Origin of the sequence: Mesorhizobium comanense (genome assembly GCF_005503535.1) — a bacterium.
Classification (GTDB): Bacteria; Pseudomonadota; Alphaproteobacteria; order Rhizobiales; family Rhizobiaceae; genus Mesorhizobium; species Mesorhizobium comanense.
This window is the reverse complement of sequence record NZ_SCNN01000022.1, coordinates 29,533-54,477: the sequence shown is the minus strand read 5'-3', so window position 1 is coordinate 54,477 and position 24,945 is coordinate 29,533. Positions and strand designations below refer to the sequence as shown.

Sequence of the window (24,945 nt, the reverse complement as noted above, 5' to 3'; positions counted from 1 at the left end):
TGGCCGGGATGAGGATATTGCGCGCAACGACGCTCCTCTTGGCCGGTGCGGCCACGGGTTTGATTGCTGAGGGACAGGCCTGGGCGCAGTCCGCGGTGGAGCGCAACCTGCCGGCCACGGTTGCGCCGCGGCCGGCCGCGCTTTCGGTCGGCGAAACGGACTATGGCAAAGGCGACGACAAGCCGCTTGGCGTCAACCTGGCCGGCGTGCGCCTGATTGGGCCGGACGAGAAGGTTGCTGCAAGCGCGCCAGTCGGAATTTCGCTTGGCAACATATCCGGCATCACGGCAGAGGCGGCGCGGGCGGCGCTGTCGCCCTATATCGGTAAGCCGCTGACGCGCGCCCAAATCGCTCGTATGCAGGCCGCGCTGGCGGGCTTGTGGCGAAAGGCGGGCTTTCCGTTTATGTCGGTCACCGTGCCGCCGCAGGAAATAACGTCGGGCGTGCTGAGCCTCAGGATCATCGAATTCCATGCCGGTGCGGTGAAGGTCGAGGGCGGTTCGGTCCTCGAGCGCAATCTGGCGGGGCGCATGCGCGTGGAACCTGGCCAGCGCATCGACGCCGCGGCGATCAAGGAGGACCTCGACTGGATCAACCGAAATCCGTTCCGGCGCGTCGAGGGCGTGTTCGCGCCAGGCGACGGGACGGGTGCCAGCGACATCACGCTGAAGGTCACGCAGGACAAGCCTTTCCAGGTGTTCGGTTCCTATGCCAACACCGGCAGTGAAGCGACGGGGATGGACCGCTGGTCCTTTGGCGGCGGCCTATGGCTGCCGGCGCTCAACGACATGACGTTGTCCTACCGCTTTACCCGCTCGGGCGAGTTCTGGGACAATGGCGACGTGTTCAAGCTCGACACCGCGCGGGGCGGCTACATAAGCCATTCGGGACGTATCGACCTACCAACCTTCGACCGCCAGGCGCTGTCGATCGCGCCGAATTTCGTCGAGACCAACGAGCTTGTGACGGGCACGCCTTTCTCCTTCGACAACACGACATTCGAACTGCCCATTCTCTATCGCAGCGCGATTTCCAACATCCTGCCCGGTCACTATTGGGGCGACCTTTATTTCGGCGTCGAGCCGAAATGGTTGAAGCGCACCACCGCCTTCGCCGGCGTCAACGTCGCGCAGGGCGAGGCCAATCTGTTCAATCTGGTGCTGGGCTGGTCCGATGATTTCAGCGACCGCTACGGCACCACATCGGTCGATGCCCGCATCAAGGGTAATCCGGGAGGGGTGCTGTCGAAAAATACCGCTGCCGACTGGGCGGCGTTCACCGGTGGCCGCGTCGACGACAACACCTATGTCACCGCCGGCATCGACATCAGCCGCATGACTGACCTGACACACGGCTTCGGGTGGGCGACGCAGCTGTCCGGCCTGATAGCCGGCCAGGCGCTGCCGGACTCAGAAAGGCTGTCGCTTGGTGGTTACTATGCCGTGCGCGGCTACGGCAGCGAGGATGGCGCCGCGGATGCCGGCCTTGTCTGGCGCAATGAATTGCGGCTGCCAAGCTATGCGCCGCTCGCAGGGGCGGGGCTGGGCATCAGGGACGGTCTCTCGCCGTTCCTGTTCGCGGATCTCGGCCACGGCTATGACTTCGCCGCGAAGGACCACATGACGCTGGCCTCGACCGGTGCCGGCTTCGATTATTCGATCGGCGCCAACCTTGCCGCCAGTCTCACCGGCGCAGTCGCGCTTGCGCACGCCGGAGAGACTCGCTCCGGCGATGCCACACTCACAGCCAGCGTACGCGTAAGCTACTGAAGGCCTGCCTGAAGCCGCCGGATGGCGGCGGCTGGAAGGACCCAAAAAAAGTCAGGCTGAAAAGGTTTGGCCAAACCCTGCAATCAAGCGGCCTTTTGACTGATATCTTGCGGCCGCGATCAGCGCCTTGCGTTTGCCAATGGGTTGAAAAAGCCCGGAAAACGGCCTGTTCCGGTTCATCCGTACACCAATGATCCTTTGTGTAAGCTACTGTTCAGACACGGAAATCGCCGATCGGCACCACCCGCCGGCGGCGTTGACAGATGACGATGCGGCATGCGTATTCGTGGTCCTGGGGTTACGCCAAAGCGATGCTGTTCGAACGGGGCGGGGTTTCTTGAACGACAGCGTTGGCGGGGGCGCCGGACGAGCGGGCATTGCAGCCTGAGGCAGTGCGCCGCTCGCTCCTGGCGAACTATACGTGCGAAAATCTATTCGCCGACAAAGCCGATTGGCTCTCCCGATGCGTGAACTCGCCATGCCTTCCCTGCGTCTGCCAACGGTCATCGCTTGCCCGGCAGGCGGCTCCTGAGCCATGTCCATCGGACCGCAGTACCGCTCCAAGACAGACAGCAAAAAGCCCCTGAGGGAGAAATCCCTCAAGGGCTTGGCTCATTGTCCGAAAGGGACGTCAGACCGAATAGTACATATCGTACTCGACCGGGTGCGGGGTCATTTCGAAGCGCATGACCTCGGCCATCTTCAATTCGATGTAGCTGTCGATCTGGTCGTCGTCGAAGACGCCGCCGGCCTTCAGGAAGCCACGGTCCTTGTCGAGGCTCTGGAGCGCTTCACGCAGCGAGCCGCAGACGGTCGGGATCTTCTTCAGCTCCTTCGGCGGCAGGTCGTAGAGATCCTTGTCCATCGGTTGTCCCGGATGGATCTTGTTCTTGATGCCGTCGAGGCCGGCCATCAGCAACGCGGAGAAGGCCAAGTAGGGGTTCGCGCCCGGATCGGGAAAGCGGACCTCGACGCGCTTGGCCTTCGGCGACGAACCGAACGGGATGCGGCACGATGCCGAGCGGTTGCGCGCCGAATAGGCGAGCAGCACTGGCGCTTCATAGCCGGGCACCAGACGCTTGTAGGAGTTGGTCAGCGGGTTGGTGAAGGCGTTGATGGCCTTGGCGTGCTTGATGACGCCGCCAATGAAGAACAGGCAGTTCTCCGACAGGCCGGCATATTCATTGCCGGCGAAGGTCGGCTTGCCGCCTTTCCAAATCGACATGTGGACGTGCATGCCCGAACCGTTGTCGCCGAAGATCGGCTTCGGCATGAAGGTTGCCGTCTTGCCGTAGGCATTCGCGACCTGGTGCACGACATACTTGTAGATCAGCATCTTGTCGGCGTTGCGCACCAGCGCATCGAACTTGATGCCGAGCTCGTGCTGTGCGGCGGCGACCTCGTGGTGATGCTTCTCGACGCGCACGCCCATCTCGGCGAGCACGGTCAGCATTTCGGAGCGCATGTCCTGCGCGCTGTCGATCGGCGGGACCGGGAAATAACCGCCCTTGACGCGCGGGCGGTGGCCGAGGTTGCCGGTCTCATAATCGGTGTCGTCGTTCGACGGCAGTTCGGTGGAGTCCAGGCGGAAGCCGGTGTTGTAGGGATCGGCCTTGTACTTGACGTCGTCGAAGACGAAGAACTCGGCTTCGGGGCCGACATAGATGGTGTCGCCGATGCCTTCCGACTTCATGTAGGCTTCGGCCTTCTTGGCCGTGCCGCGCGGATCACGATTGTAGGATTCGCCCGAGACCGGGTCGAGGATGTCGCACAGGATGACCATGGTCGACTGCGCGAAGAACGGGTCCATATGGACGGTGTCGGGGTCTGGCATCAGCACCATGTCGGACTCGTTGATGGCCTTCCAGCCGGCGATCGAGGAGCCGTCGAACATGACGCCGTCTGCGAACATGTCTTCCTCGACCTCGACGACGTCCATCGTCACGTGCTGCAGCTTGCCCTTCGGGTCGGTGAAGCGCAGGTCGACGAATTTCACGTCGTTGTCCTTGATCTGCTTCATGATGTCTTTGGCTGTCGTCATGTCATGTATCCCTGTGTGATGACGTGTTTTTTGATGGATGACGTTTCTTGGAAGATGGCCGCGTCAGACCGCGTCCATTCCGGTTTCGCCGGTGCGGATGCGCACGACTTCCTCGATATTGGAGACGAAAATCTTGCCGTCGCCGATACGGCCGGTCTGGGCCGCCTTGCGGATGGCCTCGATCGCGCCTTCGACCGCATCGTCGCCGAGCACGACCTCGATCTTCACCTTGGGCAGGAAATCGACGACATATTCGGCGCCACGATAGAGTTCGGTGTGGCCCTTCTGGCGGCCGAAACCCTTGGCCTCGGTCACGGTGATGCCTTGCAGTCCGGCCTCCTGAAGCGCTTCCTTCACTTCGTCGAGCTTGAATGGCTTGATGATCGCTTCGATCTTTTTCATGTAAAAAGTGGCCTCCACTGCCAAAAAAACGGGTTGTGAGTCCCCGCTTGCGCCTCTTTCAAGCACGAACCGTGCCAGATACACGGATTCGAAGCGGCCTCATACGATTTCGAAGGCGCGCCGCGCGGGGATGCAAATTCGCGTCGTTCGTTGCGCCAGATGCGGCACGGGGCTCAAGCGTTGACAGGATATCTACAGGCTCTATAGCCCAATAATTGGGCGTCTTGCCTATCTCTTGGGCATTTTCTGCCAGCGGTGCCTCCCATCCGCACATCTTGAACGCGGGTCCGCCGCTCCTCCTCGTTTGCGTCGGATCGAAAACTGGACAATGCTTGATCCAATGCGGATCGGCAATCCATGAGCAACGAACTTCTTACTTCCGCCGAGATGGGCGAGGCGGACCGGCTGGCGATCGCGGCCGGTCCGGCGGACGGCATCGCCCTCATGCACCGTGCCGGTGAAGCAGTCGCGGCAGAGATTTTGATCCGCTATTCCCGGGCCAGCCATGTCCACGTGCTTTGCGGGCCGGGCAACAATGGCGGCGACGGCTATGTCGTCGCGCGCATCCTGGCTGCAAGCGGCGTCACCACCACCGTATGGACCTCCGGCCCGCCGAGGCCGGGAAGCGACGCGGCGCTGGCGGCAGCCGAATGCAGCATCGCGCCCAGGCCGCTGTCCGGCTTCGAGGCCGAGCGCGGCTCGATCGTGGTCGATGCGCTCTACGGGGCAGGGCTCTCCAGGCCGCTGTCTGGAGATCCCGCCAGGGCGATCGATACTGCCGCCGGTCTGCGTCTGACTGTCGTGGCGATCGATCTGCCCTCCGGCGTTTCGGGCGACAGCGGCAAAGTGCTGGGCGAGGCGTTTCGCGCCGATGTGACAGTCACGTTCGCCCGCAAGAAACCCGGCCATCTGCTGCTGCCGGGCCGGGAGCGATGCGGCGAGATCGTGCTTGCCGACATTGGTATTGGCGACGATGTCATCGCGCTCATCCGGCCCCGGACGTTCGAAAATACCCCAGATCTGTGGCTCAGGGACTTTCCGGTGCCGGCTGTCGACGCGCACAAATACAGGCGCGGCCATGCCGGCATCTTTTCGGGCGGGCCAAGCGCCACAGGGGCGGCGCGGCTGTCGGCGCTCGCGGCGGCCCGAAGCGGGGCAGGTGCGGTGACCGTGCTGTCGCCCGGCAATGCCATGCAGGTCAATGCTGCCCATCTGACGTCGATCATGCTGCGCAAGGCCGACGATGCTGATGACGTCGGGGCGTTTATCGGCGAACGCCGGCCTTCGGCCTTTGTTCTCGGCCCCGGCTTTGGTGTCGGCGAAAAGACACGGACCTTCGCGCTTATGCTTCTTTCCCTGAGGCAAGCGCAGAATTCCGCCGCACAACTCGACGGGCTTGTGTTCGACGCCGACGCGATCACGTCGTTTCGCGAGGCGCGAGATGTCCTGTTCGACGCCGCGCATCGACCTGGCGCACCGGCATTGGTGATGACGCCGCATGATGGGGAATTCGCCAGGCTGTTTCCCGATCTCTCCGGCGATGATGCTTCGTCCAAACTGGACAAGGCGCGCATGGCCGCCGCACGTGCCAACGCCGTCATCGTCTACAAGGGCGCCGACACGGTGATCGCCGCTCCCGACGGCAGGGCGGCGATCAATTGCAACGGCGCGGCCTGGCTGGCCACCGCCGGCTCGGGCGACGTGCTGTCGGGCATCACGGCCGGTCTGCTGGCGCAAGGCATGCCGGCATTCGAGGCGGCCTCCGCGGCGGTGTGGATCCATGCCGAGGCCGGCAGCCGCTTCGGGCCGGGGCTGATCGCCGAGGATCTTCCTCAGGCCATGCTGCCGGTGCTGCGTGAACTCGTGACTGCTCGCGGCCAGCGCTGATCAAAGGCGCTGGCGCAAGCCGCTCACAATGGAATGTTGTCGTGCTTCTTCCAGGGGTTCTGCATGTCCTTGTTGCGCAGCATGCGTAGCGCCCGCGCGACCCGGCGGCGGGTCGAGTGCGGCATGATCACCTCGTCGACATAGCCGCGCTCGGCGGCGACGAAGGGCGACAGGAAGCGATCCTCGTAAGTCTTTGTATGGGCTGCGATCTTTTCGGCGTCGCCAATGTCCTTGCGGTAGATGATCTCGACCGCGCCCCTGGCGCCCATGACGGCGATCTGCGCCGTCGGCCAGGCATAGTTCATGTCGCCGCGCAGATGTTTGGAGGCCATCACGTCATAGGCGCCGCCATAGGCCTTTCTCGTGATGACGGTGATCTTCGGCACGGTGGCCTCGGCATAGGCGAACAAAAGCTTGGCGCCATGCTTGATCAGGCCGCCATATTCCTGGGCGGTGCCGGGCAGGAAGCCCGGAACGTCGACGAAGGTGACGATGGGGATGGAAAAACAATCGCAGAAACGCACGAAGCGGGCCGCCTTGCGGCTGGCATCGGAATCGAGCACGCCGGCCAGCACCATCGGCTGGTTGGCGACGAAGCCGACCGTTCGCCCTTCGACGCGCCCGAAGCCGGTGACGATGTTCTTGGCAAAGCTCTGCTGGATTTCGAAGAAATCGCCTTCGTCGGCGACCTTCAGGATCAATTCCTTGATGTCATAGGGCTTATTGGCATTGTCGGGGATCAGGCGGTCGAGCGACATGTCGTGGTCGGTGACCGACTGATAGCACTCGATCTCGGGAATTTCCGAAGTGTTGGAAGCCGGCAGCAGGTCGATGAGCCGGCGCATCTGCAGCAGCGCCTCGACATCATTGTCGTAGGCGCCATCGGCGATCGACGATTTGGTCGTGTGGACGGAGGCGCCGCCGAGGCTTTCGGCCGTGACCGTTTCGTTGGTCACCGTCTTCACCACATCCGGTCCGGTGACGAACATGTATGAGGTGTCGCGCACCATGAAGATGAAATCGGTCATGGCGGGCGAATAGACATCGCCGCCGGCGCAGGGGCCCATGATCACCGAGATCTGCGGGATGACGCCGGAGGCCAGCACGTTGCGCTGGAAGATCTCGGCATAGCCGCCAAGCGCCGCCACGCCTTCCTGGATGCGTGCACCGCCGGCATCATAGAGGCCGATGATCGGCGCGCGATTGCGCAGCGCCATCTCCTGCACCTTGATGACCTTCTCGGCATGCGCTTCCGAAAGCGAGCCGCCGAACACCGTAAAATCCTTGGCGAAGAGGTAGACCGGGCGGCCGTTGACCGTGCCCCAGCCAGTGACGACGCCGTCACCGGCTATCTTTGTCTTCTCCATGCCGAAGTCGGTCGAGCGATGCTCGACATACATGTCGAACTCCTCGAACGAGCCTTCGTCGAGAAACACCTCGATGCGTTCGCGCGCGGTGAGCTTGCCTTTCTTGTGCTGGGCCTCGATGCGTGCCGGGCCACCGCCCATGCGCGCAATGTCGCGCCGACGTTCGAGTTCCTTCAGCACGTCCTTCATTGCGTTGCCCTCAAAAATGGAAGCCGGAATTCGTGGTAATCGTGCCCGATTGACAGCGCAAGCTTCACTTTCAGACCGCTTCTTGTTGCGCTGCAGCATTGCGCTCTTGCATTTCGAGGCGAACTCCGCCATATGCAGGCCATAGGCGCTTGGGCCGGGAACGAATCCGGCCTTCTCGACGAATGAGACTGGTTGCGTCTGTTTTCCCTCTTTTTCGGCTGATCGGCCCGATTGGTTGGCAAGGTGGTGAAAAAGCCCCGAGGCACAATGCCTGCGGGCACGACAGCGCAGCCGCGCGGACGGGTCACGTCCGCCGCCTTGTCGTTCCATTAGAGATATCCCGACGGCAGGTTGCGCCCTGCCGCCCCACGATGTTTGCGGCCAAGAGGCCGCTCGAAAGAAGATTTATTTTGACCAACGAAAACACTTTGCCCGGTAACGGCACTGCGGAACTCTCCGGTTTCGCCGCACTGGGAATTACGGGTGCGCTGCTCAAGGCCACCCACGCCGCGGGCTTCACCGATCCGAAGCCGATCCAGGTGCAGGCTATCCCGCCGCAGCTGGAAGGCCGTGACATTTTCGGCATCGCGCAGACCGGTTCCGGCAAGACGGCTGCCTTCGCGCTGCCGATCCTGTCGAAGATCATTGGCCTCGGCACCAAGCGGCGCGCCAAGACGACGCGTGCGCTGATTCTTGCGCCGACACGCGAACTCGCCGTGCAGATCGAGGAGACCATCAAGATCCTCGCCAAGGGCGCGCATGTGTCGACCGCGCTCGTGCTGGGCGGCGTCTCGCGCTTCAGCCAGGTGAAGAAGATTGCTCCCGGCGTCGATATCCTGATTGCTACGCCCGGCCGGCTGACCGACCTGGTGCGCGAGGGCGACCTCATCCTCTCCGACACCAAATGGCTGGTGCTGGACGAAGGCGACCGCATGCTCGACATGGGCTTCATCAACGACGTCAAGCGCATCGCCAAGGCGACCGCGCCTGATCGCCAGACCGCACTCTTCTCGGCCACTATGCCGGACGAAATCGCCGAACTCGCCAAGGGTCTTCTGAAGAGCCCCGTCCGCATCGAAGTGTCGCCGCAGAGCACCGCGGCGGCCGAGATCGTGCAGAGCGTCGTGCTTGCCCGCACCAAGCAGAAGCGGCAGGTGCTGTCGACGATGCTTGCCGACGAGGCGATGAAGTCCGTCATCATCTTTTCGCGCACCAAGCATGGCGCCGACCGGGTGACCAAGGACCTCGAGCGCGACGGCTTCAAGGCCGCCGTCATCCACGGCAACAAGTCGCAGAATGCTCGCCAGAAGGCGCTCAACGACTTCCGTGACGGGTCGGTGCGTATCCTGGTCGCGACCGACATCGCCGCGCGCGGCATCGATGTGCCCGGTATCAGCCATGTCGTGAATTTCGATCTGCCGGACGAAGCCGAAAGCTACGTCCACCGCATCGGCCGCACCGGCCGCAACGGCCGGGATGGCATCGCGATCACGCTGTGCGATCCCTCCGAAAACAGCAAGCTGCGGCAGGTCGAGCGGATCATCCGCACCAAGCTGCCCGTGGTTGCCGACCATCTCGGCAGCCCCGATCCACAGCGCAATCCGGCCGAGAGAGCCGAGCGCCGCCACGAGCCTGCCAATGACCGCGCCGACCACAATGGCCGTCGCGACGGCCGGCGCCCCGGCGGCAACAATGGCGACGGCAAGAAGCGCTTCGGCGGCAAGCCGGCCGGCGATCGCCCCTTCGCGGCAAAGCCGCAAGGAGAGCGTCCGGAAGGGCGCAAGCCGTTCAAGGGTAACAACAAGCGCCGTTTCGGCGGCAAGCGGCCCGCGACGCGGGCGGCATAAACGGATATTCCGTCCAATCGGGCCTAGTTTATTGGCCGATTGAAAAACTGAAGAAGGCGATCACGGCCATGCCGCGGTCGCCTTTTGTCTTGTGAACGTTCTTCTCTCGGGGATTCCTGGCAGGCTTACTTGACCACGGCCTCGACCCATACCGAAATTCTCTGCGCGAGGAATGCCGTTGTCGACGGCGAAAGCACGTCGCCGGCGATGACGTGGTTGTCGGGATCGCCGGTATCGTCGACCGGCACCAGCTCGTGCGGCGCGCCCCAGCGGGCGGCGATTTCGCGGGTGCGGTCCGGCCGCACCACCTTGTCCGAATCCGAAAAGATGAACAAGGCGGGGATAACAGCCTTTTCCACCGGCGCAGCGTAGGCAAGTTCCGTCAGCGCCTGCATCGGCAGCGTCGCGGCGACCGGATATTTGTATGTCCAGAATTTCTCGTGCAGCGCATTGCGCGGCACGAAGCTGCGCTCGCGGCCGATGACGAGCTCGGCGATCTGCTTGCCCCACGGCATGGTCAGGATCTCGGCACCAGATGCCTTCACCCCGAAATTCGGCGAAATGAATGCGATCGCGGCCACGCCCTCCGAGGCTCCGGGCTGTGTTGCCGCCCAGGCCGCCAGTGAGCCGCCGGTCGAGGTAGAGATCACGATCACCTTGTCGCCGATGGCACGGCCGATGGCGAGCGCCTCTTCGTAGTCGTTGATCCAGGCATTGACGCTGCCTTGTGTCATGGCCTCGCCGTCCTGCCCGTGGCCGGTAAGGCGGGTGTAGAAGAGATTGGCGTCGAGCGCGTCGGCCACGTCATCCGGCAATGGGCGAAGCTCGCCCTTCGATGCCGAGAAGCCGTGGATATAGACGATGGACAGCGGCGTCTTGGCATGCACCATCGGGTTGGCCCAGACGATCTCCTTTTCCAGCCCGTCGCGGATGCCCGGCACGGCTGCTTCGGTCCTTGCTATATAGGCTTGCGGATCGTCGCCGATGACGGAGGGGTCGAAACGGATCGTGGTGTCGACGGGGACGCGCGGACCAAGTGCGAAGGCCAGGGCAAGGACGGCGATCAGGCCCAGCACTGCAAGCACGATCCGTCGCCCCATTGCAGACTCCACGCAACAACAAGTCAACCTATGGCGGCGGCCAAAGACAGGCAACGCCCGGCGCTGACATGCCCTGTGAATTTCGGCGGCGAATTATTGGCTTGGCGGCTTGCGGTCGTAATTCAGCGGCCGTGCTTTCCATTTGGTCATCAGGGAGATCGTCGCCCTGGAAAACGGCCTGGGCAGCAGGCCGAGAAATTTCAGAGGCCAGCTCGTGCGGTAGGGAAACGTCACCTCGAAGCCGCCGGACTTTATGCCGCGTATCATGCGCCGTGTCGCACGACCGACCGGCATCAGGCCAGGCATCGGCAGCATGTTTTTTTCGGTCAGCGGTGTGTCGACGAAGCCGGGGTTTATCACCTGGACGCGGATATTCATCTTGTCGAAATCGTATTTCAGCGACTCGGCCAGGATGTTGATCGCCGCCTTGGTGCCGCCATAGGCGGCCGTGGTCGGCCAGCCGAAATAGGCGGTGACCGACCCAACCAGCACGACGTGGCCGCGGGCCCGCACGCGCATGTGCTCCACAACCGGCACCAGCCCGTTGATGATGCCGAAATAGTTGACCTCGAAGGAGCGGCGAAAGTCGCTGACCACAAGGGCCTCTCCGGGTGTCGAAATATAGTTTCCGGCATTGAAGACGGCCAGCACGATGGGGCCGAGTTCCTTCTCGATGGCGGCGACCGTTTTTGCCATGCGCGGCTCGTCGGAGACGTCGCAGGGAAACGATACGACGCGGCCAGGCATCTGCGCGGTCTCGACGATAAGCGTGTCGATCGGGTCGTTGTCGAGTGACGTCACCGCCACGGCATAGCCCTGAGCCGCCAGGTTTCTGGCCAGCGAGCGGCCTATGCCGCTGCTGCCGCCGGTAACCCAGGCGACGCCGTGTTTCGGATCTGCCCGATAGAGTGTCATGCCGTTCCAGTCGAATTGTTGGTGCCTTGCTCTAACGGCGAAGAAATCGGATGAAAAGAGTGCTTTTTGGCCGCGGCGATAAATGAAGTGTGTGACACTGGCCCGATCCAAGGGAAGCCGAGCGCTCTCGCAGTGCCCGAAATGCGACTGGACCAGGCGAATTCTTGCCTTGAAACCGGGGCGTCGGGTTTCTAGGGTTTCGGCGCACGCACACAAGGAATCCTGAATGCCCCGTTCTGTGATCGACGCGATCGGCAACACGCCTCTGATCCGCCTCAACAAAGCTTCCGAAGAAACCGGCTGCGAGATCCTGGGCAAGGCCGAATTCATGAATCCCGGACAGTCGGTGAAGGACCGCGCCGGCCTGTTCATCATCCGTGACGCCGAGCAGCGGGGCCTGTTGAAGCCGGGCGGCGTTATCGTCGAGGGGACTGCGGGCAACACCGGCATCGGGCTGACGCTGGTCGCCAAGGCGCTCGGCTACAGGACCGTCATCGTCATTCCGGACACGCAGAGCCAGGAAAAGAAGGACACGATCAGGCTGCTCGGTGCCGAACTGATCGAAGTGCCGGCGGTGCCTTACAAGAATCCCAACAATTATGTGAAACTGTCGGGACGGCTGGCCGAGCAGATGGCAAGAACCGAGCCGAACGGCGCCATCTGGGCCAACCAGTTCGACAATGTTGCCAACCGCGAAGGCCATATTCGTACGACGGCACAGGAAATCTGGAACCAGACCGGCGGCAAGGTCGATGGCTTTGTCTCGGCCGTCGGCTCCGGCGGCACGCTGGCGGGCGTCGCCATGGGGCTGAAGGCCAGGAGCAAGGACGTCAAGATAGCGCTGGCTGATCCGCTGGGGGCGGCACTCTACAGTTTCTACACCAGTGGCGAACTGAAGTCCGAAGGCAGTTCGATCACCGAGGGTATCGGGCAGGGGCGCATCACGGCCAACCTCGAAGGGTTCACACCTGACTTTTCGTATCAGATCAGGGACGAGGACGCGTTGCCGATCGTCTTCGACCTGATCCAGGAGGAAGGCCTGTGCGTCGGCGGCTCGACGGGTATCAACATTGCCGGCGCGATCCGGCTGGCCAGGGAACTTGGGCCGGGCCACACCATCGTGACCATTCTCTGCGACTACGGCACGCGCTACCAGTCGAAACTGTTCAACCCGGAATTCCTGCGCGACAAGAATTTGCCGGTGCCGGATTGGATGGAGTTCAAGAGCAGGATCTCGGTGCCGTTCGAAAAGGTCGCGTGATGGCGCACAAGACGGAAGCGTTGTTTCGCGACGATGCCTATCTGCGCACGGCCGATGCGACGGTGGTCGCCATCAATGATCGTGGCGGCATCATTCTTGACCGGACGATCTTCTACGCCACCTCGGGCGGCCAGCCAGGCGACATCGGTCATCTCGAACGGATGGACGGCAGCCGCATCGCCATCGCGGCCACCATTACGGGCGAGACCAAGGACGAGGTCATCCATGTGCCGGCGCCGGAACAGGCTGTGCCGCAGGTCGGTGAACGCGTGACCCTGGCGATCGACTGGGACCGTCGGCACCTGTTGATGCGCATGCATGCGGCTTGCCACCTGCTCACCGTCGTTTGTCCGTTCCCGATCACGGGCGCCGCGGTTTCGGTTGACGACAGCCGCGTCGATTTCGACATTCCGGATGCCGGTTTCACCAAGGAGGAAGTCACCGCACGCTTGATGGAACTCGTCCGGGCCGATCATGTAATCTTCACCAGGTTGATCAGCGACGAGGACCTTGCCGCAAATCCGGGCCTTGTGAAGTCCAAGAACGTCCGGCCACCGGTCGGCACCGGCAAGATCCGTCTGGTCTGCATCGGCGACAATGGCGCGGTTGACAGCCAGCCCTGCGGCGGCACGCATGTGAAAAGCACAGGCGAAATCGGTGAAATCCACATCGGCAAGATCGAAAAGAAGGGCCGCGAGAACAGGCGCTTCCGCATCCGCTTCGGCCCGATGCCCGCAGCCTGACCCAAGACGCCCATCTTTTGTCCAGAACAGGAAGAACCACCATGGCCGAAGACAGTCCTTTCACCGTCGATGCGGACTGGCTGCAGGAGCGCCTGGGACAGCCAGGCCTGACGATCGTGGACGCGTCCTGGTACCTGCCGGCGCAAAAGCGTCAGGCGCGCGCCGAATATGATGCGGCGCACATTCCTGGAGCCCGATTCCTGGACCAGGACGCGGTTTCCGATCCTGATGCCGCCTTGCCGCATACGCTGGCTTCGCCACGGCATTTTGCTCAATATGTCGGCGCCATGGGTGTCTCGGCCGATGACACGATCGTCGTCTATGACGGCCCGGGCTTCTTCTCCGCACCCAGGGCATGGTGGATGTTTCGCATCATGGGCGTTTTCCAGACCTATATTCTGGATGGCGGCTTCGACGGCTGGAAGGCTGCCGGACGGCCTGTGACCGCGGAACCGACAAAGATCGCGCCGGGCGTTTTCCATGCGGATTTCGACGCCAGTCGCGTGGCCAGCCTTGCCGACATGCGCGAGATCGTTGAAAGCAAGGCCAGCCAGATCGCCGATGCCCGGGGACCGGGCCGCTTCACAGGTGGAGAGCCCGAGCCTCGCGCAGGCATCCGCTCCGGACACATGCCCGGCGCCCGCAATGTGCCGTACTCCGCATTGTCGGAGAACGGCAAGCTGCTGCCGAAGGACCGCTTGCGCAAGGTGATCGAGGAGGCTGGCATTGACCTGTCGAAGCCGATCGTCACATCCTGCGGGTCGGGTGTCACCGCCGCGGTGATCACGCTGGCGCTTGAGACGCTTGGCCACACCGACAACCGGCTTTATGACGGCTCATGGACCGAGTGGGGCGGTCTTTCCGATACGCCTGTCGTGACCGGCCCAGCGACGCCCGGCCCCGCAAAGACCGGCCCCGCGAAGATCGGCAAGGAATGAACGCGATGGAAAACGGCGCGCTGCAAGACATCGAAGTCACTGTGACTTTTCTGGAGATGCATGCCCCGCCGGCCGTCTCACCGCCCGTGCCCTACAACCGTCAGGTCGCGCTGCTGAAGACCAGGGATATCCCGCTGCATTTCTACCGCTACCTGATGGACCGGGTAGGGCGCAAATGGCACTGGGTGAACGTTCTGCGGCTGAATGATGACGAACTCTCGGCTGGCATCCACCGCGAGGATCGCGACATCCGGGTGCTTTACCTCGATGGCTCACCGGCAGGCTTCTTCGATCTCAAGCCGCATCTGCCTGAGGAAGTTGAACTGGCCTATTTCGGCATGATGGAGCATGCCACCGGACAAGGCATCGGTCGCTGGTTCCTGGGCTCGGCCATCGCCGCGGCATGGTCGCACGGGCCGAAAAGGGTCACGGTGCAGACCTGCACGCTCGACCATCCGGCGGCGCTGCCGCTCTACCAGAAACTCGGCTTCAGGCCCGTCGCGCAGAAAAAGGAAGTTGTCCACCCGCTGCCCTTCGCCGAGCGCTCGGCCAGCGTCATGCGGCCATGACACCGGCCGGAACCTGAACCGGCCGTTCATCCGCGCTTCAGCCTGCCTTTGGCATGGTGCCCCGCATTACCAATGCGGCGCAGGCCGAAGGAGAAAGACATGCTGACCCGACGTACACTCGCCGCCGCGCTGATCGCAGCCATTGCCTTGCCAAGTCTCGCCGCTGCCCAGGCCACGACGCCTTCGGCCGCGACCATCGAGCGCAAGCTCGAGGCCGCGCCTCAAGTGAAGTTGCGGCCAAACGAGCGTGTCACGATCCGCGAATTCAAGCGCCGCCCGGATTTGCGCCGCATGGCCCGGTCGATCGATATCCAGTCGATCAACTTCGCCTTCGGTTCGGCCGCCATTTCCAGTTCGCAATACGACAAGATCGAAAACATTGCCGATGCGCTTCACCGCATCCTGCGCCGTGATCGCGGCGCACGGGTCCTGATAGAGGGGCATACCGACGCCGTCGGCTCGTTCCAGTCGAATCAGGTCCTGTCCGAGCAGAGGGCGGCTTCGCTGAAGCGCACCCTGGTGCGGGAATTCGGCGTTCCCGGCTATGCATTGGAGACCGTGGGGTACGGCGAGGAGTTTCTGCTCGTGCCGACGCAGAACGAAAACTGGCAGAATCGACGGGTGACGCTTCGCCGGTTCGACGATTTCATTCGCTGATTCCTCAAGCTGATTAGCCGGCTTATTAATCGACTCGATTGCTGTCGGTAAGCTTGTTCGGGACCGATTCGCATAGGCGGATCGGTCCTGCGGCACTTGGCGGGAATCGGGTGGGAGCCTTGGGAGCGAGCGCGTAATTTCCGGTCGACGAAACCGGAGATTTCACCATGACCATCCAGTTCAAGGCGCTTCCAACCCAAGATGTGCGGCCGCTGCAGTCCGGCGGGCGGGATGCATACGGAAATGCGCCCGAGCACAGGATTTCCGACGGTGACGGTATGCCGTGCCGGCACTGCCTGAGGAACATTGGAGCCGGCGAGCCCTATCTGGTTCTGGCCTACCGGCCATTCCCTGAGCTTCAACCCTATGCCGAGACCGGCCCGATTTTCCTCCATGCGCAGGAATGCGAGCGTGCACTTGAGACGGAGGAGCTTCCCGAGATTCTCGAAAGCGCCGATTACATCGTGCGCGGCTATGGCCCTGACAACCGCATCGTGTATGGCACTGGTGGCGTGATCGCGACCGGGACGATCGCCGCGCGGGCCGCGACGCTGTTCGAACGCGACGACATCGCTTACGTCCATGTGCGCTCGGCACGAAATAATTGCTATCAATGCAGAATCGAGCGGGCCTGACCGGTCAAACCTTGCCGGCTCACGAAAACGCTGTCGTATTCCCGTCGCATGGATGCGCTAGAACGTGACTGTCGATTGATTTGTCGACCGCGGATGAACCGGCGACACATCTCGACATCGAGGAAGCGGGGCTTTGGCTCCGCTTTTTTGTTGCCTGATCCCGGCGCAGAGACCCAGCCCAAAGAGAAAGCCCGCCGGCAAGGCCGACGGGCTTCGACTGTTTGCCTGGAGGGGCTTAGTTGAACTTGTATTTGGCGCCGACGCGAACGGTCTGGAAGGACGGGGTGTCCTCAAGGAAGCCGCCCGAGCCGAAGTCTTGCTTCTGGTACTGCGAATAGCGATATTCGAGACCGACCGTCACGTTGCTCGAAACTGCCGTTTCAAGGCCGCCACCGACCGAGAAGCCGCTGGAGCCCCAGTCATAGATGTCGGTGCTCGGGCCGCTGGGCGGCGAAGCATGCAGATTGAAGTGCTGCCAGCTATAGCCGCCGATAACATAGGCAAGCGTCGAGTCGTTGACCTTGGCGCCAACACGGGCCAGCGCGTCAAAGCCATAATCGGCGTCGCCCTTGATCGTTCCCCCGAAGATATCGAGTTTCGATTGGATACCAGAGTAGCGAGCGTCAAGCTGGACGCCGGCCACCCAGTTGCCGAAATCATGGTCGTAGCCGACACTTGCTTCGCCGAACACGCCTTCGCCGCCAATGCCGTTCAGATCGATGAAGCCACCGGCAACGGAAAGATCATGCACCATGGTGCCAGCGCCGAGCGCGCCACCGGCATAGAAGCCAGTCCAGTTGTAGACCGGAGCTTCGAGAGCGGCGCCGCCGCCATTCTGTGCGCCGAAACGATAGTTGGCGGCGATGTGGAAGGTGTGCGTCGACGGTTCAACATTCAGTGAGCCGCCGCCAAAGTCGAGCACCGATTTGTCGCCATAGTCCGCGTAGCGGTATTCGGTCTTCAGCGTCCAGTTGCCGCGCAGCACGGTTTCCATGCCGACACCGAGCACATAGCCGCCACGGTTTTCGGTGTAGTCGAAGCCGATGGAAGACGCATCGAGTTTGAAGTGTTGCCAGCTGTAACCGCCCAGCACGTAGCCGAGAGTATTCGGGTTGAGCAAGTATCCGGCCCGTACTCCAACGTCGAAGCCATAGACGTTCTGCAGATTGGCGTCCAAGCCAAACGCGCTCAACGACGGGCCGATATTGCCGTAATTGGCGTCGATGAAACCACCAAGCAGGAAGCGCTCGTTGACCATGTAGTCGTAGCCGGCTGTCAGTTCACCGAACACCCCGTTGCCGCCGATGCCGTTGAAATCGACAAACGGAGCCACGCTGACCTTGTGCACCGTCGCGCCGAAGCCGCCACCGATGCCGATATAGGCACCACTCCAGTTGAAACCACTCGCTGCGACCGGCTGAACCATGTCAGCGGCATGCGCCGCCGACATCAAAGCCACGGCCGAAACTGCACCAAGAAGAAAGGATTTCGCGGAAACGCGAACAAACATAGCCCGTACCCCTAATCAATAAGCCCGGGATCGTTCTAGCAGGAGGGCAGCTAATTTAGGAATGATAAAAATGCAACAATGATGGGCAAAGTGCCATTGCGGCACATGTTCGGCGGCTAACTCTGGCGGAAAAATGGGCTCGCGGCCGCCGATCGGATCAGAAAAAACCCGCCAGCGTTAACCGGCGGGTTTGACAGGAGGAAGTCTTCGTCAGGGAATCAGGCGGCGAGCACTGCCTTCGGCTCGACCAGTTCGTATCCGAGCGCCTCGGCGACCGCGCGATTGGTGATCTTGCCCTTGTGGACGTTGAGGCCGTTGCGCAGATGGTGGTCGTCGACGAGCGCCTTCAGGCCCTTGTCGGCCAGTTGCAGGCCGTAATGGAGCGTGGCGTTGTTGAGCGCGTGAGCCGACGTGACCGGCACGGCGCCCGGCATGTTGGCGACGCAATAATGGATGACGCCATCAACTTCGTAGGTCGGGTCGGCATGTGTCGTGGCATGCGAAGTCTCGAAGCAGCCGCCCTGGTCGATGGCAACGTCGACCAGCACCGAGCCCTTCTTCATGCCGGACAGCATTTCGCGGGTCACCAGCTTCGGCGCGGCGGCGCCCGGGATCAGCACGGCGCCAACGACGATATCGGCCGAAAAGCATTCTTCCTCAAGCGCCTCGACGGTCGAGTAGCGGGTGTGGACACGGCCGGCGAAGAGGTCGTCGAGCTGGCGAAGGCGCGGGATCGAGCGGTCGATGATGGTGACATCGGCGCCAAGGCCGGCGGCCATGCGGGCCGCGTGGAGACCGACGACGCCGCCGCCCAGCACGGTGACCTTGCCGGGCAGCACGCCGGGCACGCCACCGAGCAGCACGCCACGGCCGCCATTGGCCTTCTGGAGCGCCGTCGCGCCGGCCTGGATCGACAGCCGTCCGGCAACTTCCGACATCGGCGCCAAGAGCGGCAGCCCGCCACGGTCGTCGGTGACGGTTTCATAGGCGATCGCGGTCACGCCCGAGGCGAGCAGCCCCTTGGTCTGTTCCGGATCCGGAGCCAGGTGGAGATAGGTGTAGAGGATCTGGCCGTCACGCAGCTGGGCCCACTCATTGGGCTGCGGCTCCTTGACCTTGACGATCATGTCCGACTTGGCGAACACGTCGGCGGCGGTCTTGGCGATGGTGGCGCCGGCCGCGCGGTAGGCGTTGTCGTCGGCGCCGATGCCTGCGCCCGCGCCGGCCTCGACCAGCACTTCATGGCCATGAGCGACATATTCGCGGACCGAGCCGGGCGTAAGGCCGACGCGATATTCGTGATTCTTGATTTCCTTGGGGCAACCGACGCGCATCTTCTTCTCCTGATCCGGGCCCTTTTGGGCTCACTCCCTGTATTTTCGGAGTGAACCATGAATCGGCGCGAAGGTGTTTGCGAATGCGCTTGCTTGAGAAGGCAGCTTTCGCTAATCGTTGCGTGAAATAGCCGGATATTCGCAGGATTCACGAAAAATGCCGCTCGACAGGATCGATATCGCCATTCTCGAGGCTTTGCAGAAGGATGGCCGGATCCCCAACGCCGCCCTTGCCGAGAAGGTCGGCCTGTCCCAGTCGGCCTGCTCGCGCCGGCTCGACAATCTGGAGAAGTCCGGAACCATTCGCGGCTATCACGCCCGGCTCTCCAACGCGGCGCTCGGTCATCAGATGACTGCGATCGTGCATATATCGCTGTCGGGCCAGTTCGAGAAGACGCTCTCGGATTTCGAGGCAGCGATCAAACGCTGTCCCAATGTACTGTCCTGCCACCTGATGTCGGGGGAATACGACTACATCCTGCGCATCGCGGCGAAGGACCTCGTCGATTATGAACGCATCCACAAGGAATGGCTGTCGGCCATGCCCCATGTGACCAAGATCAACTCCTCCTTTGCCTTGCGCGAGATCGTCGATCGCACGGCAATGGGCATGAAGCCGGAAATGGCCTGATGCGATTCCGGGGCGTCTAGGCGGCTTCGGTGACGATCCGATCCATCGGGATGTCATGCAGCTGCGGATAGATGGTGGCGATGCGCTGCAGTTCGTAGCCGACGCCGATCACCAGCGGCTTGAACGGCATCGCGGCCAGCGTGCGGTCGAAGAAGCCGCCGCCATAGCCCAGGCGATAGTTGGCCGGGTCGATGCCGACGATCGGCGAGATGACGATGTCTGGCAGCACCGGATCGCCCTCGGCCGGGATCGGGATGTTCCAGACGCCCTTTTCCAGGCGGTCGCCCGGCCTGTAGGCACGGAAGATCAGCGGCTGCCCCTTCTCGATCACGATGGGCAGGGCAGTGCGGCCGCCCCGTTCGTTGATCGAGATCATCCACGGCCGCAGGTCCGGCTCGCCGCGGAACGGCCAGTAGAGGCTGACCATGCGGCCGGCGATGTCGCCGATGATCGCGTCAAGTCCTCCGGCGATGCGCTGCGACATCACTGTTCGCGCATCGGCGGAAACCGCAAGCCGCGCCGCGATCAGGCGTTCGCGCTCGGCCTTGCGCCAGCGCCGGACATCGGCCCAGTCGGCCAACGGGGCTTGGAACGCGGGGGCGAGTTCATGCATGAAACAGGGAGGCGAGGCATATTGTGCCGGACCCTGATTGTCATCCTCGTCAGCCATGATGCACCTCGTCACGTGTTCGATGACGCTATATCTCGCGATACGATACAACAGGCGTATTGACGACATCCAACGACGAGTCTCAGGCATCCCTGCCGTTGTTGCACTGCACAAAAACACCTACATCAAGGCAGGCAATCTTGCCCGCCGGGAGTGCGTGAGATGAACGAAGCCAGCCATCATGTCGTCGTCGTCGGGGCGGGTTTCGGCGGCCTCGAACTCACTCACGCTCTTGCCGGCGCGCCGGTGCGCATCACCATGATCGACAAGCGCAACCATCATCTGTTCCAGCCGCTGCTCTACCAGGTGGCCACGACCGCGCTGGCAACTTCGGAGGTTGCCTGGCCGATCCGCCATCTCCTGCGCAAGCGCAAGGACGTGACGACGCTGCTCGCCAATGTCAGCGGTGTCGACCGGGCCGGCAAGCGCGTGCTGCTCGAGGATGGCAGCGCCGTTGCCTACGATACGCTGGTGCTCGCCACGGGAGCGCGGCACGCCTATTTCGGCCATGACGAATGGGAACCTTATGCGCCGGGGCTGAAGACTCTTGAGGATGCCACCACGATCCGGCGCAATGTCCTCCTGGCTTTCGAGCAGGCGGAGCGCGAAGCCGATCCCGCAAGGCGCCAGGCGCTGCTGACGATCGCGATCGTCGGCGGAGGTCCGACCGGCGTCGAACTCGCCGGCACCATTGCCGAACTCGCGCATGACACGCTCCGTGGCGAGTTCCGCAACATCGACACGCGCCAGACGCGTGTCGTGCTGATCGAGGCGGGGGAGCGGATCCTTGCCAATTTCGCGCCCAAGCTCTCAGCCTACGCCCGTAAGGCGTTGGAGAAGCTCGGCGTTACAGTCGAGCTCGGAAGCGCGGTCACGCGTTGTGATGCCGACGGTGTGGTCTTCGGCGACACCGTTCTGCCGGCCAGGACCATATTGTGGGCGGCAGGCGTTGCCGCTTCACCCGCCGCCGAATGGCTGGACGCCAAGGCCGACCGGGCGGGCAGGGTGCTGGTCGAGCCCGATCTCAGCGTGCCGGGCAGTCCCGATATTTTCGTTATCGGCGATACCGCCCTTGTCGTGCGGCCCGACGGCCGGCCGGTCCCCGGTGTCGCGCCTTCGGCCAAGCAGGAGGGCCGGCACGTCGCCGCAACCATCAAAGCCCGGCTCGGCGGTGACATGACCCCGCGCCCGTTCCACTACAAACACGCCGGCGATCTGGCCACGATCGGCAAGCGGGCGGCGGCAATCGATTTCGGATGGCTCAAGCTGACCGGCTGGCCGGCGTGGTGGCTTTGGGGCATCGCCCACATCTATTTCCTGATCGGTTTCCGTAACCGGCTTGCGGTTTCGTTGAGCTGGCTATGGATTTATGCCACCGGCCAGCGCAGTGCCCGCCTGATCACGCAGGGCGACGACGACAAAGGCTGAGCTTTCGCCTCGCTCAAATTCATCCGCGCGTCATCTGTTGCTGATCGACTGATGCAGCGAAGAGCGACTTCTGGAATGGACTCGGATCCGTTTCGGCGCGAAGTTCGCTCCGGGGCAGGGCTTGTCACGTCGTCGAAGAAGGAGAAAACATGTCGCAACTGCTCCATCCCGTCTCCCGCCGCGGTCTCCTCGCAGGCGTTGCCGCCACCGGGGCGCTGATCATGCTTCATCCCTTTTCCGCACGCGCGCAGGCCAACCAGGCGCATCTGCGCATCATGGAGACCACCGATATCCATGTGAACGTGCTGCCTTATGATTACTACGCCGACAAGGCCAACGACACGATGGGCCTGTCGCGCACGGCGTCGCTGATCGAGGCGGTGCGCAAGGAAGCGGTCAATTCGATGCTGATCGACAATGGCGACCTGCTGCAGGGCAACCCGATGGGTGACTATATCGCCTATGAGAAGGGCCTGAAGGACGGCGACCTGCATCCCATCATGAAGGGCATGAACCTGCTCGGCTACGAGTGCTCGACGCTCGGCAATCACGAGTTCAACTACGGCCTGTCGTTCCTTGACAAGGTGCTGGCCGGCGCCAATTTTCCATTCGTCTGCGCCAATCTGATCCGTGGCACCACGCTTGCCGCCAACCCGCGCGACGACAAGCTCTATCTCAAGCCCTATGTGATCCTCGACAAGAAGATCAAGGACGGTTCAGGCGCCGAACATCCGATCAGGATCGGCATAATCGGCTTCGTGCCGCCGCAGATCATGGTCTGGGACCTCAAGAATCTCGAAGGCAACGTCAAGACGCGCGATATTGTCGAGGCGGCGAAAGCCTGGGTGCCGCAAATGAAGGAAGAGGGCGCCGACATCGTCATCGCGCTCTCGCATTCGGGCATCGACGTGAAGCAGGGCGACATGATGGAGAATGCGTCGTTCTTCGTCGCCGGAGTCGAGGGCATCGATGCCGTCTTCACCGGGCATCAGCACCTGGTGTTTCCCGGTAAGAAGGACTTCCAGTCGCTCGAGGGCGTCGATACGCAAAAAGGTACCCTTCAGGGAAAACCCGCTGTCATGGGCGGTTTCTGGGGCTCGCATATGGGACTGATCGACCTGATGCTTGAGCGCGACGGTTCGGCATGGAAGGTCGTTTCCGCGACGTCCGAGGCGCGGCCGATCTTCGAACGGGTCGACAACAAGAACAAGCCGACCGTGCCCGACGACAAGCGCATCGTGGCGGCATTGGAACAGGACCATCAGGCCACACTTGCCTATGTGCGCCGTCCGGTCGGCAAAACGTCCGCCCCGCTCTATTCCTATTTCGCGCTGGTCGCGGACGATCCATCGGTCCAGGTCGTCAGCCAGGCGCAGACCTGGTATCTGAAGGACATCCTCAAAAGCACGCAGTGGAAGGACGTGCCGCTGCTGTCGGCGGCAGCCCCCTTCAAGGCCGGTGGACGCAACGGCCCCGACTACTATACCGACGTGCCCGCGGGCGACATCGCCATCAAGAACGTCGCCGACCTCTATCTCTACCCGAACACCGTACGTGCCGTCGAAATCACGGGCGCGCAGGTCAAGGAATGGCTGGAGATGTCGGCCGGCATCTTCAACAGGATCGAGCCGGGGAAGGCCGACCAGGCCCTCATCAACACCGATTTCCCATCCTACAATTTCGACGTCATCGACGGCGTCACCTACAAGATAGATCTGTCGCAGCCGCCGAAATACGATGCCAAGGGCGGCGTGGCGAACGCCAATGCCAATCGCATTGTCGGCTTGATGCATGATGGGAAACCGATTGATCCCAATCAGAAATTCGTCGTTGCGACGAACAATTACCGGGCCGGCGGCGGTGGCAATTTCCCCGACATCAACGTCTCCAAGATCATCTACGAGGCGCCGGACACCAATCGCGACGTCATTGTTCGCTACATCGTCAGCCAAGGCACCATCAATCCGTCGGCGGACGGCAATTGGTCGTTCGCGCCTTTGCCGGGAACCAGCGTGGTCTTCGATACGGGCGCCAAGGCCAAGGATTTCATTGCCCAGGTGAAGTCGCTGAAGATCGAGCCGGCAGGTGAAGGCGAGGCGGGGTTTTCCAGATATCGCATCCTCCTCTGATGCGGCCATGATCGGAGGGCCTTCCCCCGTATGGGAGATGACCCTCGCTTCCGCCCGGTGGCATGATCCTGGTTCCGGCAGCCCTTGTCCGGGGTGCCGGGGCCTTGCATCTGAACCTTCTTGAACTGGCTGGCGATGCGTTGCCGGCAATATGGAGCCGTGCCCGTGACGGGCGGGCCGGCACGACGTTGTGCGTCGGAAGTCCTATGGGTGGGACCCTTTGGGGATCAAAGGAGTCCTTGCATGACTGACAAGATATTTACGGGAGCAAGTCTCGAAGAAGCGTTGAAGAATGACGATTTTGGCCTGTCCGGCACCGAAATGACCGGCATGGTCAAGGCATCGAAGAAGGCGGGCCATATCGCTTTCACCCGGTCGGGTTGCGAAAACTGGGTCGACATACCCGTCGGGCTTGTCGAGAAGGCCGAGCAGCTCGGCAAGGCCCCTTGCAAAGACCACTGGCATCCGATCTTCAGGCTGACGCTGAAGGAACCCAAGGATGCCGAGGCAAAGGTGTTTGCCGCCCTGCTGGCGGCGGTGCCGCAAGGCGGCGGCCGGCCGCCGCAGGGTGGTCCTCCTCCGATGCAGCCGCAGCCTATGTCTCATATCGGTTCGGGTGCCAGCTTCAGTCGCGCGGCGGCTTCGGCGCCCGGCCGAGGCTCACCACATGGTTCGATGGGCGGGCGACCCCAGACCGCGGCACGGATGGCGGGCGGTCTCGGCGGCTTTGGCGGTCTCGGCAATGGCGGCCTGAATGCCTGGGGCTGTTGGGAATCGGAGTGCTGCGACTGCATTCTGTGGGGCAATTGCTGGTATACGGGTGACGGACGATGCATCCCGGAATGCCTGCAATATGCCTGCGAGCCCTGCGAACGTTGCATCTGGCCCTGGTGAGCTTCGACATCAGCCTGAACAGGCCTGCT

Annotated in this window: 21 protein-coding genes; 13 read left to right on the top strand and 8 right to left on the bottom strand. The window is 62.5% G+C overall.

Annotated elements, in window-relative coordinates:
• The first annotated feature begins 8 nt into the window (after positions 1-8).
• Positions 9-1,769, top strand: coding sequence for a ShlB/FhaC/HecB family hemolysin secretion/activation protein (locus FFS37_RS28125; protein ID WP_137934244.1), 1,761 nt, complete (start codon positions 9-11; stop codon positions 1,767-1,769).
• Between the two features lie 631 nt (positions 1,770-2,400).
• Here FFS37_RS28125 and glnA read toward each other — a convergent pair.
• Both glnA and FFS37_RS28115 read right to left on the bottom strand, forming a co-directional pair.
• Entirely contained in the window at positions 2,401-3,810 is a 1,410-nt protein-coding gene (glnA, locus tag FFS37_RS28120) for a type I glutamate--ammonia ligase (RefSeq protein WP_137934243.1), read from the bottom strand.
• Positions 3,811-3,873: 63 nt separating this feature from the next.
• Complete coding sequence (locus FFS37_RS28115; RefSeq protein WP_006205430.1) at positions 3,874-4,212, bottom strand: P-II family nitrogen regulator; 339 nt, start codon at positions 4,210-4,212, stop codon at positions 3,874-3,876.
• 357 nt (positions 4,213-4,569) lie between these two features.
• Here FFS37_RS28115 and FFS37_RS28110 point away from each other — a divergent pair, with 357 nt between their 5' ends.
• Positions 4,570-6,099, top strand: coding sequence for an NAD(P)H-hydrate dehydratase (locus FFS37_RS28110; RefSeq protein ID WP_137934242.1), 1,530 nt, complete (start codon positions 4,570-4,572; stop codon positions 6,097-6,099).
• A 23-nt stretch (positions 6,100-6,122) separates the two neighbouring features.
• On the opposite strand, the gene FFS37_RS28105 is transcribed toward FFS37_RS28110, so the two are convergent.
• Positions 6,123-7,655 carry an acyl-CoA carboxylase subunit beta gene (locus FFS37_RS28105; RefSeq protein WP_137934241.1) on the bottom strand — a complete coding sequence of 511 codons (1,533 nt, stop codon included), beginning with the start codon at positions 7,653-7,655 and terminating at the stop codon, positions 6,123-6,125.
• Positions 7,656-7,837: 182 nt separating this feature from the next.
• On the opposite strand from FFS37_RS28105, the gene FFS37_RS28100 reads away from it, so the two are divergent.
• A complete protein-coding gene (locus tag FFS37_RS28100; protein WP_408631455.1) occupies positions 7,838-9,502 on the top strand; it encodes a DEAD/DEAH box helicase in 1,665 nt (554 codons plus the stop codon).
• A 125-nt stretch (positions 9,503-9,627) separates the two neighbouring features.
• Here FFS37_RS28100 and FFS37_RS28095 read toward each other — a convergent pair whose 3' ends face one another.
• Both FFS37_RS28095 and FFS37_RS28090 read right to left on the bottom strand, forming a co-directional pair.
• Positions 9,628-10,602, bottom strand: a complete 975-nt coding sequence (locus FFS37_RS28095; protein WP_137934239.1) for an alpha/beta hydrolase — start codon at positions 10,600-10,602, stop codon at positions 9,628-9,630.
• Between the two features lie 93 nt (positions 10,603-10,695).
• Complete coding sequence (locus FFS37_RS28090; RefSeq protein WP_137934238.1) at positions 10,696-11,517, bottom strand: SDR family oxidoreductase; 822 nt, start codon at positions 11,515-11,517, stop codon at positions 10,696-10,698.
• 226 nt (positions 11,518-11,743) lie between these two features.
• On the opposite strand from FFS37_RS28090, the gene FFS37_RS28085 reads away from it, so the two are divergent.
• The 6 genes from FFS37_RS28085 to FFS37_RS28060 all read left to right on the top strand — a co-directional run bounded on the left by FFS37_RS28085 (position 11,744) and on the right by FFS37_RS28060 (position 16,320).
• Entirely contained in the window at positions 11,744-12,778 is a 1,035-nt protein-coding gene (locus tag FFS37_RS28085; protein ID WP_137934237.1) for a cysteine synthase A, read from the top strand.
• Entirely contained in the window at positions 12,778-13,521 is a 744-nt protein-coding gene (locus tag FFS37_RS28080) for an alanyl-tRNA editing protein (protein WP_137934236.1), read from the top strand. Before FFS37_RS28085 ends, FFS37_RS28080 begins: the two co-directional genes overlap by 1 nt.
• A 41-nt stretch (positions 13,522-13,562) precedes the next feature.
• Positions 13,563-14,459, top strand: a complete 897-nt coding sequence (sseA, locus tag FFS37_RS28075) for a 3-mercaptopyruvate sulfurtransferase (RefSeq protein WP_137934235.1) — start codon at positions 13,563-13,565, stop codon at positions 14,457-14,459.
• Between the two features lie 5 nt (positions 14,460-14,464).
• The gene (locus FFS37_RS28070) at positions 14,465-15,028 is read left to right on the top strand and encodes a GNAT family N-acetyltransferase (RefSeq protein ID WP_137934277.1); all 564 of its coding nucleotides are present in this window, start codon (positions 14,465-14,467) and stop codon (positions 15,026-15,028) included.
• Positions 15,029-15,127: 99 nt separating this feature from the next.
• Positions 15,128-15,685, top strand: coding sequence for an OmpA family protein (locus tag FFS37_RS28065; protein ID WP_137934234.1), 558 nt, complete (start codon positions 15,128-15,130; stop codon positions 15,683-15,685).
• 167 nt (positions 15,686-15,852) lie between these two features.
• Complete coding sequence (locus FFS37_RS28060) at positions 15,853-16,320, top strand: DUF1203 domain-containing protein (RefSeq protein WP_137934233.1); 468 nt, start codon at positions 15,853-15,855, stop codon at positions 16,318-16,320.
• Positions 16,321-16,555: 235 nt separating this feature from the next.
• Here FFS37_RS28060 and FFS37_RS28055 read toward each other — a convergent pair whose 3' ends face one another.
• Together FFS37_RS28055 and ald are read right to left on the bottom strand one after the other, a co-directional pair.
• Positions 16,556-17,770: an outer membrane protein gene (locus FFS37_RS28055; RefSeq protein ID WP_137934276.1), complete on the bottom strand. Its 1,215-nt coding sequence runs from the start codon at positions 17,768-17,770 to the stop codon at positions 16,556-16,558.
• 278 nt (positions 17,771-18,048) lie between these two features.
• Positions 18,049-19,164 carry an alanine dehydrogenase gene (gene ald, locus FFS37_RS28050; protein ID WP_137934232.1) on the bottom strand — a complete coding sequence of 372 codons (1,116 nt, stop codon included), beginning with the start codon at positions 19,162-19,164 and terminating at the stop codon, positions 18,049-18,051.
• 157 nt (positions 19,165-19,321) lie between these two features.
• Between ald and FFS37_RS28045 the strand changes: the two genes are divergently transcribed.
• On the top strand, positions 19,322-19,795 hold the full coding sequence (locus FFS37_RS28045) for an Lrp/AsnC family transcriptional regulator (RefSeq protein WP_013531467.1): 474 nt from the start codon (positions 19,322-19,324) through the stop codon (positions 19,793-19,795).
• A gap of 16 nt (positions 19,796-19,811) precedes the next feature.
• Here the strand turns inward: FFS37_RS28045 and FFS37_RS28040 are convergent, their stop codons facing one another.
• Positions 19,812-20,465, bottom strand: a complete 654-nt coding sequence (locus tag FFS37_RS28040; protein WP_137934231.1) for a 5-formyltetrahydrofolate cyclo-ligase — start codon at positions 20,463-20,465, stop codon at positions 19,812-19,814.
• Between the two features lie 162 nt (positions 20,466-20,627).
• Between FFS37_RS28040 and FFS37_RS28035 the strand changes: the two genes are divergently transcribed.
• The 3 genes from FFS37_RS28035 (at position 20,628) to FFS37_RS28025 (ending at position 24,916) form a co-directional block, all read left to right on the top strand.
• The gene (locus FFS37_RS28035; protein ID WP_137934230.1) at positions 20,628-21,893 is read left to right on the top strand and encodes an NAD(P)/FAD-dependent oxidoreductase; all 1,266 of its coding nucleotides are present in this window, start codon (positions 20,628-20,630) and stop codon (positions 21,891-21,893) included.
• A gap of 149 nt (positions 21,894-22,042) precedes the next feature.
• Positions 22,043-24,022, top strand: a complete 1,980-nt coding sequence (locus FFS37_RS28030) for a bifunctional 2',3'-cyclic-nucleotide 2'-phosphodiesterase/3'-nucleotidase (protein WP_137934229.1) — start codon at positions 22,043-22,045, stop codon at positions 24,020-24,022.
• Between the two features lie 243 nt (positions 24,023-24,265).
• Complete coding sequence (locus FFS37_RS28025) at positions 24,266-24,916, top strand: hypothetical protein (protein ID WP_137934228.1); 651 nt, start codon at positions 24,266-24,268, stop codon at positions 24,914-24,916.
• Positions 24,917-24,945: the final 29 nt, after the last annotated feature.